This window comes from Streptomyces sp. YIM 121038 (genome assembly GCF_006088715.1).
Lineage (GTDB): Bacteria > Actinomycetota > Actinomycetes > Streptomycetales > Streptomycetaceae > Streptomyces.
In genome coordinates this window covers 1,554,329-1,567,404 of the sequence record NZ_CP030771.1, presented here as the reverse complement: position 1 = coordinate 1,567,404, position 13,076 = coordinate 1,554,329, and the positions used below count along the sequence as shown (strand labels likewise).

10 protein-coding genes are annotated in these 13,076 nt (G+C 74.7%); 6 read left to right on the top strand and 4 right to left on the bottom strand.

Features of this window, described 5'->3' with window-relative positions; translation table 11 throughout:
* Positions 1 to 72 precede the first annotated feature (72 nt).
* The 4 genes from C9F11_RS05960 to C9F11_RS05945 all read left to right on the top strand — a co-directional run bounded on the left by C9F11_RS05960 (position 73) and on the right by C9F11_RS05945 (position 6,345).
* Positions 73 to 951, top strand: a complete 879-nt coding sequence (locus C9F11_RS05960) for an NAD(P)-binding domain-containing protein (RefSeq protein WP_138958257.1) — start codon at positions 73 to 75, stop codon at positions 949 to 951.
* A 143-nt stretch (positions 952 to 1,094) separates the two neighbouring features.
* Positions 1,095 to 1,184 (top strand): K(+)-transporting ATPase subunit F, encoded by a 90-nt coding sequence (gene kdpF / locus C9F11_RS05955; RefSeq protein ID WP_138958256.1) that lies wholly within the window; start codon positions 1,095 to 1,097, stop codon positions 1,182 to 1,184.
* Between the two features lie 10 nt (positions 1,185 to 1,194).
* Complete coding sequence (locus C9F11_RS05950; protein WP_138958255.1) at positions 1,195 to 3,738, top strand: ATP-binding protein; 2,544 nt, start codon at positions 1,195 to 1,197, stop codon at positions 3,736 to 3,738.
* Between the two features lie 51 nt (positions 3,739 to 3,789).
* Complete coding sequence (locus tag C9F11_RS05945; RefSeq protein WP_138958254.1) at positions 3,790 to 6,345, top strand: sensor histidine kinase KdpD; 2,556 nt, start codon at positions 3,790 to 3,792, stop codon at positions 6,343 to 6,345.
* 11 nt (positions 6,346 to 6,356) lie between these two features.
* On the opposite strand, the gene C9F11_RS05940 is transcribed toward C9F11_RS05945, so the two are convergent.
* The 3 genes from C9F11_RS05940 to C9F11_RS05930 all read right to left on the bottom strand — a co-directional run bounded on the left by C9F11_RS05940 (position 6,357) and on the right by C9F11_RS05930 (position 10,684).
* On the bottom strand, positions 6,357 to 8,783 hold the full coding sequence (locus tag C9F11_RS05940) for a polysaccharide lyase 8 family protein (RefSeq protein WP_138958253.1): 2,427 nt from the start codon (positions 8,781 to 8,783) through the stop codon (positions 6,357 to 6,359).
* A gap of 151 nt (positions 8,784 to 8,934) precedes the next feature.
* A complete protein-coding gene (locus C9F11_RS05935; RefSeq protein ID WP_138958252.1) occupies positions 8,935 to 9,720 on the bottom strand; it encodes a slipin family protein in 786 nt (261 codons plus the stop codon).
* A 103-nt stretch (positions 9,721 to 9,823) separates the two neighbouring features.
* Complete coding sequence (locus C9F11_RS05930; protein WP_138958251.1) at positions 9,824 to 10,684, bottom strand: hypothetical protein; 861 nt, start codon at positions 10,682 to 10,684, stop codon at positions 9,824 to 9,826.
* A gap of 119 nt (positions 10,685 to 10,803) precedes the next feature.
* Between C9F11_RS05930 and C9F11_RS05925 the strand changes: the two genes are divergently transcribed.
* Positions 10,804 to 11,532 (top strand): class I SAM-dependent methyltransferase, encoded by a 729-nt coding sequence (locus C9F11_RS05925; protein WP_138958250.1) that lies wholly within the window; start codon positions 10,804 to 10,806, stop codon positions 11,530 to 11,532.
* 42 nt (positions 11,533 to 11,574) lie between these two features.
* Here the strand turns inward: C9F11_RS05925 and C9F11_RS05920 are convergent, their stop codons facing one another.
* Complete coding sequence (locus C9F11_RS05920) at positions 11,575 to 11,988, bottom strand: helix-turn-helix domain-containing protein (protein WP_171075649.1); 414 nt, start codon at positions 11,986 to 11,988, stop codon at positions 11,575 to 11,577.
* Between the two features lie 132 nt (positions 11,989 to 12,120).
* Between C9F11_RS05920 and C9F11_RS05915 the strand changes: the two genes are divergently transcribed.
* Positions 12,121 to 13,074 (top strand): NADP-dependent oxidoreductase, encoded by a 954-nt coding sequence (locus tag C9F11_RS05915; protein WP_138958248.1) that lies wholly within the window; start codon positions 12,121 to 12,123, stop codon positions 13,072 to 13,074.
* The last annotated feature ends 2 nt before the right edge of the window (positions 13,075 to 13,076 follow it).

Genomic DNA, 13,076 nt, shown 5'->3' with positions numbered 1-13,076 from the left:
GCGCCCGCCCGCAGGGTGATGACCACAGGCCGCGGCGCCCAGGAGCCCGGCCCCTCACCACGGAGCGACCCCATGAGCACCGCCACTCCCACGGCCCCCACCACGGTCACCGTCATCGGCCTCGGCAACCTCGGCCAGGTCCTCGCCCGCGCCTTCCTCGACCAGGGTCACCGGGTCACCGTCTGGAACCGCTCGCGGGGCAAGGCGGACGCGCTCGTCGCGCTGGGCGCCACCGTCGCGCCCACGCCGCAGGCCGCCGTCGAGGCCAGTGAGCTGGTCGTCGTCTGCGTCCTCGACTACACGACGGTCCGCGACCTGCTCACCCCCGTCGGCGACGCCCTCGCGGGCCGCGCCGTCGTCAACCTGACATCGGGCACCCCCGGCCCCGCCCGCGAGCTGGGCACCTGGGTCACCGGGCGGGGCGCCGCCTACGTCGACGGCGCCGTGTACGCGATCCCGCAGACCATCGGAACGCCGGAGGCCTTCGTCCTGTACAGCGGCGACGCCGACGCCTTCGCCGCGTACCGGCCGCTCCTGGAGCCGCTCGGCTCGCCGGTGTTCGTCGGCGCCGACGCCGGACTCGCGCCGGTGCACGACGTGGCCCTGCTCAGCGGCATGTACGGGATGTTCGCGGGCTTCTTCCAGACCGTCGCCGTCGGCCGCTCCGCCGGGATCGGGGCGGCGGAGGTCACCGAACTCCTCGTGCGCTGGCTGAAGGAGGCGCTCGGCGCGCTCCCCGGCTTCGCCGCCGAGATCGACGCGGGCGACTACCGCACGGACACGTCGAACATCGACATCAACGCCGTCGGGCTCGCCAACATCCTCGCCGCGACCCGGGCGCAGGGCGTCGGCGTCGACCTGCTCCAGCCGCTGCACGAGGTCTTCCAGCGGCAGCTGGCCGAGGGCCGCGGCAGCGAGAGCATGGCCCGCGCCATCGAGTCCCTGCGCTAGGCGTTCCCCCTGGTCGGCCCGTCGTCAAGGCCGCGTCAACGTCCCGGCGGCGGCTGCCAAGGATGCGTCAAGGGCCGTGTCCGAAGTCCCCGGCACCCGCTTCGGTGGGGGAAGTCACCCAGGAAGCCAGGGAGTTGAGGCACATGAACGCCGAGAACGTGGTGGGACTTCTGATCGCCGCCGCCCTCGTCGGGTACCTCGTCCTCGCGCGGCTCTACCCCGAGAGGTTCTGACACCGGCGCGATGACGGACGGACGACCCGGACAGCTGAAGATCTACCTCGGAGCGGCACCGGGGGTCGGCAAGACCTGCCGCATGCTCGACGAAGGGCGCCGCAGGGCCGCCCGCGGCGCGGACGTCGTCATCGGCTACGCGGAGTGCCACGGGCGGCCGCACACCGAGGCCGCCCTGGCGCGGGCGCGGGCCGGCGGCGTGACGGCCGTCGCCCCCGCCCGCCGCTCCCGCGGGGGCGGCGAGTTCACCGAGCTCGACCTGGACGCGCTGCTCGCCCGCCGCCCCCAGGTCGCGCTCGTCGACGACCTGGCCCACGCCAACGTGCCGGGCGCGGGCCACAACCCCCGGCGCTGGCAGGACGTCGACCGGCTGCTCACCGCCGGGATCGACGTCGTGACCACGGTCAACATCCAGCACATGGAGTCCCTCAACGACGTCGTCGAGAAGATCACCGAGGTGCCGCAGGCCGAGACCGTCCCCGACGAGGTGGTGCGCCGCGCCCACCAGATCGAACTCGTCGACATCGACCCCGAGGCGCTGCGCCGCCGGATGGCGCACGGCAACATCCACGCCCCCGAGGACGTCGACGCGGCCCTCGCCCACGCCTTCCGCCCCGGCAACCTCACGGCCCTGCGCCAGCTCGCCCTGCTCTGGCTGGCCGACCGCGTCGACGAGACCCTCCAGGCCTACCGCTGCGAGCACGGCATCGGCGGCGGGTGGGAGACCCGCGAGCGCGTCGTCGTCGGCCTCACCGGCGGGCCCGAGGGCGACACCCTGGTCCGCAGGGCCGCCCGCATCGCCGACCGCTCGGCGGGCGGCGAACTGCTCGCCGTGCACATCACGCGCAGCGACGGCCTCGCCGCCGGTACCTCGCACGCCTCCCTGACCCGGCAGCGGCGCCTGGTGGAGGACCTCGGCGGCAGCTACCACTCGGTGGTCGGCGACGACGTGGCCGGTGCCCTCGTGGAGTTCGCGCGCGCCGAGAACGCCACCCAGCTCGTCCTCGGCTCCAGCCGCCGCGGCCGCGTCGAGCGGTTCCTCACCGGGCGCGGCACCGGCGAGACCGTCGTGGCCCTCTCCGGGGCCATCGACGTCCACACCGTCACGCACGAACGCGCCGGGCACGGCACCCTCCTGCCCTCCCGCAGACGCACCCTGTCGGGCCCGCGCCGCGTCGCGGGCCCGGTGGCGGGGCTGCTCCTGCCCCTCGCCCTGACCTTCCTGCTCGACCTGGACGCCGCCCGCGGTCACCTCAACCTCACCAGCGAGGCACTGCTCTTCCTGCTCGCCGTGGTGGGCGTGGCCTGCATCGGCGGCGTGGCCTCCGCGGTGGTCGCGTCCGTGACCGCGTCGCTGCTGCTCAACTACTGGTTCATGCCGCCCGTCGGGCACTTCACGCTGGGCGACCCCAACAGCGTCCTCGCGCTCGTGGTCTTCGCGATCGTCGCGGCCACCGTCGCCGCCGTCGTCGACCGCTCGCTGCGGCTGTCCCGGCGCTCGGCGCGCGCCACCGCGGAGGCCGAGACGATGTCGGCGCTCGCGGGCACCATCGTGCGCGGCGGCCGGCCCGTCCCCGCCCTCCTCGAACGGGCCCGCGAGGCCTTCGGCGTGGCCGCCGCCGAGCTCGTCGACGTGCCGCCCGACACCACCGACGCCCGGGTGACCGCCGTGCCCGCGGGCACCGACGCCTACCTGGTGCTGCGCGGCCGCACCCTGCCCGCCGCCGACCGGCGCGTGCTCACCGCGTTCGCCGCGCACGTCGGCGCCGCCGTGGAGCGGGCCCGGCTCGCCGAGGCCGCCGCCGAGGTGGAGCCGGTCAAGGCCGCCGACCGGATGCGCACGGCCCTGCTGCGGGCCGTGGGCCACGACCTGCGCACCCCGCTGGCCGCCGCCCTCGCCGCGGTCGGCTCGCTGCGCAGCCCCGACCTGGACTTCTGCGAGCAGGACCGACAGGAGCTCCTCGCCACCGCCGAGGAGTCCCTGACCCGCCTCAACCGGCTCGTCGACAACCTGCTCGACATGAGCCGCCTCCAGGCGGGCGCGCTCCGCCTGGAGCTGCGCGCCACCGCCCTCGAAGAGGTCCTCGGACCCGCCCTCGACTCGCTGCCGGTGGCCTGCCCCGTGGACACCGGCGGCCTGGCGGAGATCCCCGCCGTCCTCGCCGACCCGCCGCTCCTGGAGCGCGTCCTCGCCAACCTCGTCAACAACGCCGCCCGGCACACCCCGCCCGGCGGCCGGGTCCTGGTCACCGCGAGCGCCCTCGCGGGCCGGGTCGAGGTGCGCGTCGTCGACCGGGGCCCCGGCCTCCCGGCCGCCGACCGCGACCGCGTCTTCGAGCCCTTCCAGCGGCTCGGCGACACCGACAACACCACGGGGCTCGGCCTCGGCCTGGCCCTGTCCCGGGGCCTCACCGAGGCGATGGACGGCACGCTCACGCCGGAGGACACCCCCGGCGGGGGGCTCACCATGGTGCTCTCGCTGCCCTGCGCCGGACACTTCGCCGAGGTCAACGGTGCGCGCCGGGGAAGCGTCTGGCATTCTGAGCGCCTTTGAGTGATGGGCGCATCCATCGCACCCGAGCGCAGAGACGAGACACCGAGATATATGGCACGCGGCAAGCTGCGGATCTATCTGGGGGCGGCACCGGGCGTCGGCAAGACGTACGCGATGCTGTCCGAGGCGCACCGTCGCATCGAGCGCGGCACGGACTGCGTGGTGGCGTTCGTCGAGCACCACGGGCGGCCGCGCACGGAAGTGATGCTGCACGGCCTGGAGGTCGTACGGCGCAAGGAGCTGGAGTACCGGGGCGCGGCCTTCACCGAGATGGACGTGGACGCCGTCCTGGAGCGGGCCCCGGCCGTGGCGCTCGTGGACGAACTTCCGCACACCAACGTGCCGGGCTCGCGCAACGCCAAGCGCTGGCAGGACGTCGAGGAGCTCCTCGCGGCGGGCATCGACGTCATATCGACGGTGAACATCCAGCACCTGGAGTCGCTGGGTGACGTGGTGGAGTCGATCACGGGGGTGCGTCAGCGCGAGACGGTGCCGGACGAGGTGGTGCGGCGCGCGGACCAGATCGAGCTGGTGGACATGTCGCCGCAGGCGCTGCGGCGGCGGATGGCGCACGGCAACATCTACAAGGCGGACAAGGTCGACGCGGCCCTGTCGAACTACTTCCGGCCGGGCAACCTGACGGCGCTGCGGGAGCTGGCGCTGCTGTGGGTGGCCGACCGGGTCGACGAGTACCTCCAGCAGTACCGGGGCGAGCACAACATCCGCTCGACCTGGCAGGCCCGTGAGCGCATCGTCGTCGGCCTCACCGGAGGACCCGAGGGCCGCACCCTGCTGCGGCGCGCCGCCCGGCTCGCCGAGAAGGGCGCGGGCGGCGAGGTCCTCGCGGTCTACATCGCCCGCAGCGACGGCCTGACCGCGGCCTCGCCCAAGGAACTCGCCGTCCAGCGCACCCTGGTCGAGGACCTCGGCGGCTCCTTCCACCAGGTGATAGGGGAGGACATCGCCGCGGGCATCCTGGAGTTCGCCCGGGGCGTCAACGCCACCCAGATCGTCCTCGGCGTCTCGCGCCGCAAGGCCTGGCAGTACGTGTTCGGGCCCGGCGTCAGCGCGGTGGTGGCCCGTGAGTCGGGGCCCGACCTGGACGTCCACCTCGTCACCCACGACGAGGTCGGCACCGGCACGGGCCTGTCCACGGCCCCGCGCACCGCCCGGCTCGGCCGCTCCCGCCTCATCTGGGGCTGGCTCATCGGCATGGTCGGCCCGGTGCTGCTCGCCCTGCTGCTGCGCGGCGTCGCGCCGGGCCTCGGCCTCGCCAACGACATGCTGCTGTTCCTGACCCTCACGGTCGCGGCGGCGCTGCTCGGCGGCATGCTCCCGGCCCTCGCCTCGGCGGCCTTCGGGTCGATGCTGCTCAACTACTACTTCACGCCACCCGTCCACCACGTACTGATCTCCAACCCCAGGAACATCGTCGCCCTGGTGATCTTCATCGGGGTCGCGGTGTCCGTGGCGTCCGTGGTCGACCTGGCGGCCCGGCGCACCCACCAGGCCGCGCGCCTGCGGGCCGAGTCGGAGATCCTGTCCCACCTCGCGGGCAGCGTGCTGCGCGGCGAGAACGGTCTCGCCTCGCTCCTGGAGACCGTCCGGGAGACCTTCGCGATGGAGGCCGTGGCCCTCCTGGAGCGCGAGAACGACACGACGCCCTGGACCTGTGCGGGCAGCGTCGGCACCCGGCAGCCCGCGCTCCGCCCGGAGTACGCCGATGTGGACATGCCGGTGGGCGACACCATGTCGCTCGCGCTCACCGGGCGCGTGCTGCCCGCCGAGGACCGCCGCGTGCTCGGCGCGTTCGCCGCGCAGGCCGCGGTGGTCCTCGACCGCCAGCGCCTGCAGTCCGAGGCCGACCAGGCCCGCGCCCTCGCCGAGGGCAACCGCATCCGCACCGCCCTGCTCGCCGCCGTCAGCCACGATCTGCGCACCCCCCTCGCCGGGATCAAGGCGTCGGTGTCCAGCCTGCGCTCCGACGACGTCGAGTGGTCCGAGGAGGACCGGGCCGAACTCCTGGAGGCGATCGAGGCGGGCGCCGACCGGCTCGACCACCTCGTCGGCAACCTCCTGGACATGTCCCGCCTCCAGACCGACACCGTCCAGCCGATCGTCCGCGAGATCGACCTCGACGAGGTGGTGCCGCTCGCCCTGGAGGGCATGGCCGCGCCCGCCGAGCACGTCGTCCTCGACATCCCCGAGGACCTGCCGATGGTGGCCGCGGACAAGGGCCTGCTGGAGCGCGCCGTCGCCAACGTCATAGAGAACGCCCTGAAGTACAGCCCCGAGGGCGAGCCCGTCCTCGTCGCCGCGAGCACCATGGCCGACCAGGTGCAGCTGCGCGTCGTGGACCGCGGCCCCGGCGTCCCCGACGACGCCAAGGAGCGCATCTTCGAGCCGTTCCAGCGCCACGGCGACGCCCCGCGCGGCGCCGGGGTGGGCCTCGGCCTCGCCGTCGCCCGCGGCTTCACCGAGGCCCTCGGCGGCACCCTGACCGCCGAGGACACCCCCGGCGGCGGGCTCACCATGGTCCTGGTCCTGCGGACGGCCCCCGGGCGTCCGAGGCCCCGGACGGACCTCCCGGCGGCGGCCACGTCCTAGCGCGCGGCGGGTCAGCCGAGCCGCACCGTGACCTTCTGGGTGGCGCCCCGGGTGCCCGCGAGGTCGCCGAAGCCGAGCGTCAGCGAGCCGCCCGTGGCGGCCGAGGTCACGGTGGCGGGCCGGCCCGTGACCTCGGCGACCGGCCGGTGCCAGGTCACCGTCAGGCCGCCGCCCGGGGCCCGGGTCGGGTCGCTGACGCACACGGTCGCCGTACCGTCGGGCCGCTCGGTGACGAGGACGGAGCAGGCGGCGCTCGCGGTGAGCGGCCCGGCCGCGCCGCCCGCCCAGAAGTTCGCGGCGGTGCAGCCGAGCGAGGGCACGCCGACGCCCTGTGCCGTGTCCGTGTTGGCGAGGATCCGCAGCCAGTCGACGGCCGCCGCCCGCTCGGCGGTGCGGTCCGCGCTCGCGCCGGGCAGCAGCAGATACGCGTACGAACCGTCCGTGGGGTCGGTGCCGTGGTCCACGTACAGGGTGAGGAAGGTGCGGGTGACGGGTGTCGCGGAGCCGCCCCGGTTGATGTCGCTCCACTTGCCGGTGCGCCGTTCCCGCAGGGCCTTCACGGTGGCGCCGCCGGGGAAGACATAGCCGCCGTGCCCGCCGATGTGCGCCCACCGGGCGCCGGTCAGGGTCTGTGCCCAGGGCGTGGCGACGGGCTTGGGGACGCCGTCGGCCTGGAAGGGGGCGCGGCCCGCCGTCCCCAGGTTGCGGTTCTCGACCGTCGACTCCACCGCCGTGCCGTCCGCGCAGCTGATGCCCGCGCCCAGGCACACGATCGTGTCGTCCAGGCAGAACCACGACTTGCGCGCCGACAGGGTGCTCAGCAGCCCCTTCAGATGCTGCCCGAGCGCGGCCCGCTGCCCGTCCGTGGCGCCGCCCACCCAGCGCACGGCAGGCCGCGCGGCGCCCCAGTCCCCGCCCGCCCCGTCCGCGAGGACCGTGCGCGAGACGGTGGTGCCGGGCAGCCGGTAGGGGTCGACGGTGGGCCAGTAGGCGTCGCTGTACTGGCCGCCCGCGAAGCTGTCGCCCCACCAGGCGAGCAGGCCCGAACCGGTGTGCCAGCCGCGCAGGTTCTCGCCGTTTCCGGTCTCGTAGTACGTGATGCGGGAGTCGGCCATGCTGAGGGACGCGGCCCAGCCGGGGCGCCGGTGCGTGGCCCGCGCCATCTCGGGGAAGAGCCGGTGGCCGGTCGGCTCGGGCAGCGGGGCGGTCCCCGCGTCGTCCTCGACGTCCTTGAGGCGGGCCAGGGCGGCGAGGCCGAGCAGGGGGTCGGCGAGCGCCGGGCTGTAGTGGTCACGGCGCATCCAGCCCTTCACCAGGCCGCGCCAGCGGGCCCGTTCGGCGGCGGACGCCCCCTGGCCGAGCAGCAGCACCGACGCCAGGATCGGATGGCCGCGCAGATGGTCGTCGGCCTGGACGCGCCGGTCGTCGGACGCGGCGACGCCCCGGCTGAGCGCGCGGCCCGCGACGCAGTCCATCACCAGGCCGTTGTAGAGGAACGGCGCCCACGCGTGCTCCACGGCGTCGAACACGATCTGCCGGCCGGGGTCCGTCACCGCCCAGGGCGAGTCGGCGAGCAGCGCGAACAGCAGGCCGAGCCCGCCGAGCAGCACCGCGCCGTAGGAGCCCGTGTAGGGCACGGTGGTGTGCTGGATGAACGAGCCGTCCCGGTACAGACCGTCGCCGCTGCTCACGTACGGGAAGACCGGTGACAGGGCGTCCCGGGCCAGGGCGAGCTTCGCCGGGGCCGCGCCCACGATGCCGCGCAGCGCGAGCACCCGGCACAGGTCCACGCGGTTGGCACCGGTGCTGGTGCCGGTGTAGTGCGCGACCGCCGAGTCGGGCACGAAGTGGTCGACCGCCGCGCAGAACCGGGCCACCTGCTGTGCCGACAGCGCGTCGTACAGCAGCACGCAGGTGTCGAGCAGCGCCTGCGGGGCGCCGATCTGCCAGCTCCACCAGTTGCCGAAGCGCGTCGTGCGCTCGTTGTAGACCTGCGCGTACAGATGGTCGAGCCCGGTGAGGACGTCGGCCCGCAGCCCGGCGTCCCCGGTCAGGCCGGTGCCCGGCTGGCAGGAGGCCTGCGCCATCGAGGCGAGCCGGGTGTAGCTGGCCACGATGTTCGCGGAGTACGTGAACGAGTCCTGGTCGGTGTCCGGTTCGGGGTCGGCGTACGGCAGGTCGGGCCAGAGGGAGCCGCTCGCCGGTGCCATGGCCGAACGCCACCGCCGGGCCGCCTCGCCGAGCCCGGCGAGGCGGCCCTTGAAGGGCTCGGAGGTCGGCGTGAACCCCTCGCCGAGGACGAGGGTCCGCCAGGTGGCGCGCAGTTCGGCGTACGCGTCCCCGGCCGAGGCCCGGGCGGCGGGCCCGCCGGGGCCGCCGAGCGTCAGGGCGGCGGTGCCGGTGGTCAGCAGGAAGGCGCGGCGGGGCCATGAGGGCATGCGGGACTCCCGGGAGACGGAGGGGGAGCAGGGGGACCAGGGGGGAGCAAGAGGTGCGGGGGAAGCAGAGGTGCAGAGGCGTGCCGCGCGGTCTGGCAAGCGCTTTCTAGCATGCGGCGGCAGGCCCCTCAAGACCCCGCGGCCCTCCTTCTCAGCTCCCGTCCCGCGGGGTCTGCTGCGGTGCGGCCCGTTCCAGGAAGCGCAGGAGTTCGACGGGGAAGGGCAGGACGAGGGTGGAGTTCTTCTCGGCGGCGACGGCGACGACGGTCTGGAGCAGGCGCAGCTGGAGGGCGGCGGGCTGCTCGGACATCTCCTTGGCGGCTTCGGCGAGTTTCTTGGAGGCCTGGAGTTCGGCGTCGGCGTTGATGACGCGGGCGCGGCGTTCGCGGTCGGCCTCGGCCTGGCGGGCCATGGAGCGTTTCATGGTCTCGGGCAGGGAGACGTCCTTGATCTCGACGCGGTCGATCTGCACGCCCCAGCCGATGGCGGGGCTGTCGATCATCAGCTCCAGGCCCTGGTTGAGCTTCTCGCGGTTGGAGAGCAGGTCGTCCAGGTCGCTCTTGCCGATGATCGAGCGCAGCGACGTCTGTGCCATCTGGGAGACGGCGAAGCGGTAGTCCTCGACCTGCACGATCGCGTTGGCGGCGTCGACGACCTTGAAGTAGACGACGGCGTCGACCCGGACGGTGACGTTGTCCCGGGTGATGCCCTCCTGCGCGGGCACGGGCATCGTCACGATCTGGAGGTTGACCTTGCGCATCCGGTCCACACCCGGCACGACCATCGTGAACCCGGGCGGCCGCGGCGAGCCGTGCAGCCGCCCGAGGCGGAACACGACACCGCGCTCGTACTGCTTGACGACACGCGCCGCCGACGCCGCGTACACCAGACCGGCGGAGGCCGTGGCCGCGCCCGCCACGATCAGTTCCTCCAGCATGACGACCCCCTGTCGGTCGAGCCGTCCGGGATCGCTGATTTGTCCCGTATTTAACGATACGCCCGGGAGTGGGGGAGGGGCGAGGGCCTGCCCGGCGCGGTCCTCAGGCGGCCTCGGGCCGTGACGCGTACAGGCGGGTGTAGTAGCGGCCCGTCGCTTCGAAGCCGGTGGGGTCGGCGCCCGTGGCGGCGACCCGGGCGACGGCGTCGCGCTGTTCGGCGGGGCCGGTGAACAGGCGCTGCGGATAGAGGCGGTGCGGGTCCGTCGTGGTGGTGAGGCCGTGCGCGGCGAGGCTCTCGGCGATGCTGTCGTAGGGCACCGTGCGGAGCACGAACGCGCTGACCCACAAGGGGAGCCGGACGTGGGCGAGGAGGGCGTCGAAGGTGCGGTACGAGACGTAGCCGATGCCTCCGGTGACGGTGATCAGACCGACGCGGCCCAGGGCGCGGGCCAGTCCGGGGCTGGGCGGGACCCGCTCCAGGTTCTCCGCATAGGCCTCGTCGAGCAGGCCGACGGCCAGGGCGTAGGCCGTGGCCTGCGCCGCCGTGTCGACGCCGATGATCCGCACCGCGTCCGGGCGGCGCCGCTCGGCGTAGAACTCCTTGTCGCGGTCCAGGAGTTCACCCGGCGTGAGCCGGTCCGCCGCCTCGTCGGTGTAGTGCGCGTACAGGTCGTCGAGCGTGAGGTCGTGGTTCAGGAGCGCCGCGTTGATGCCGTACGAGCAGCACAGGTCGAGGACCGTGATGCGCTCGCCGTCCGCGCCGGGCGGGCCCTCCTGCTCCCGCTCGGCGAGCGTGCGGCGGAAGACGTCCTGGGCGTGCTGCGGGATCTCGTAGGCGAAGGGCGCGAGGCGGCGGAAATACGCCCTCGGGTCGGGGCGGTCGTAGATGTCGTCGAAGCGGGTCTTGCCGGCCATCTCGGCCATCGCCGGGCCGGTGCCGTCGGGCGTCCTACGTGCGCACATGGGGATACCTCCGGGGCGTGAGTTCGGGTGTGCGGCAGTCGAAGCTCTACCCGACGCGTTTCCCGGCCCGGTAGACCGCGCGGCGGTTCCCGGCCAGGCCGACTCATTAGGCTGTGCCGGTGTTCACCTCCCAGGGCCCCTCGTTCCGCGAACTGGCCGTGCAGGCGCTGTCCTCCACCGAGCGCGGCTACGACCTGCTGGCTCCCAAGTTCGACCGCACGCCGTTCCGCACGCCCGACCGCATCCTGGAGGCAACCGCCGACGCCCTGCGTCCACTTGGCCCGTTCCCGGTGGGTCTCGACGTGTGCTGCGGCACCGGGGCGGGCGTGGAGACGCTGCTGCCGCTGTGCCGGGAGCGGGTCACCGGCGTCGACTTCAGCGCCGGGATGCTGACCGAGGCGCGGGCGGCCGTCGCCGCGCCGGACTCCGGCCCGACGGTGGACTGGGTGCGGGCCGACGCCCGCGCGCTGCCGTTCGCCGGAGCCTTCGACGTGGCCGTCAGCTTCGGGGCGTTCGGCCACTTCGTGCCGTCCGAGCGGCCCGGGCTGTTCGCCCAGGTGCACCGGGCGCTGCGCCCCGGCGGCCTGTTCGCCTTTCCTCTCGGCGCACCCCAGCCACTCACGTCACCATGGTACTGGGCCATGCTCGGCTTCGACTCGGCGATGCGGGTGCGCAACGCGCTGTGGCGGCCGCCCTTCGTCATGTACTACCGCACGTTTCCACTGGCCGGAGTGCGGGCTGATCTGGAGCGCGCCGGGTTCGCGGTACGGCTGCTGCCGCTGGCGGAGTTCGGGCGCAGGGACGACGGCAGCCCGCGCTGGCGCCTGGTGGTGGCGCGCAAGGGGTGAGCCGCTCGCCGGGTGCGCGCGCTCCCGTGCACGGCTGTCGGGTCAGTCGGCGGCGGCCGTCGCCCCGTCGTCGTACGCGGTCCGCGCGGCGAGCACCTCGTCCATGTGGTCCTCGGCCCAGCCCTTGATCGCCCCCATCAGCCCGGCCAGGCTCTCGCCGGCCGGCGTGAGCGCGTAGCTGACGCGGACCGGCACGGCCGGGGTGACGGTGCGGCTCACCAGGCCGTCGCGCTCCAGGTTGCGGAGGGTCTGGGTGAGCATCTTCTGGCTCACGCCCGCGAGGCGGCGGGCCAGCTCGCTGTAGCGGTGCGGCCCGTCGGCCAGCGCCGTCAGGGCGAGCGAGACCCACTTGTCGGCGATGCGGTCGAGGAGCTGGCGGGTGGGGCACTGCGCGACGAAGGCGTCGTACGCGGCCCGCGCCTCGGCGCGGCGCTGTGCGGCGGTCCGGGTGGTCACGGGGTCTCCTCCGGGTGACATAGGCACTCTGAAGTGCGTACTTCCCTGTGGAGAGCAACTCTCCCTACGTTGGGTGCCGAGGTCAACCGGCCGCCGACGGGGCGGCGGGGCCGACGGCGGAGGAGCGGGGCGATGAGCGCGACGACGGTGATGCGGGCGGCGGTGGTGCGGGTGCCGGGCGGACCGGAGGCCGTGCGGCTCACGCGGGTACCGGTGCCCGTGCCGGGCCCCGGCCAGGTGCGGATCCGCGTGGCGGCGGCGGCCGTCAACCCCGTGGACCTGCTGACCCGCTCCGGCGCGCTCGTGGCGGCGGGGCGGATGGCGCCGCGCGCGACGACCGGCCTCGGCTGGGACGTGGCCGGGACGGTGGACGCGACGGGCCCGTCCGTGACCGCCCTCGCCGTGGGCGACGAGGTCATCGGCCTGCGCGACCTGCTGGACGTCTCCCTCGGGACGTACGCCGATTACGTGGTCCTGGACGCGACGGCGGTGGCACCGGCGCCCGAGGGACAGCCGTCGGCGGCGGCCGCCACCCTGCCGCTGAACGGACTCACGGCCTGGCAGTCCCTTGCCGCCCTCGACCTGCCGCCCGGGGCGCCGCTCGTGGTGACCGGCGCGGCGGGGGCCGTCGGCGGGTACGCCGTGGAGCTGGCGGCGCTGCGCGGGCTGCGGGTGGTGGCGGTCGCGGGCGCGGCGGACGAGGGCCTGGTGCGGGGCCTGGGCGCCGAGTGGTTCGTGCCCCGGGACGTCCCGGACCTGGCGGCGGCGGTGCGGTCGGCCGTGCCGGGCGGCGCGGCCGGGGCCCTGGACGCGGCGGGTGTCGGGCTGCCCGCGCTCGCGGCCGTGCGGGGCGGCGGGGCGTTCGTGGCGGTGGCGGCGGACGCCCCGCCCGGCCTGCGGGGCATCCGCTCCCGGAACCACTGGATCGCGGCGGACGGCGCGGCCCTGGGGCAGCTGTCCGCCCTGGCGGCGGCGGGCCGACTCACGCTGCGCGTGGCCGACACGCTGCCCCTGGCGCGCGCGGCCGAGGCCCACACCCGCCTCGCGGCGGGCGGCCTGCGCGGCCGTCTCGTCCTGGTCCCCTGAGG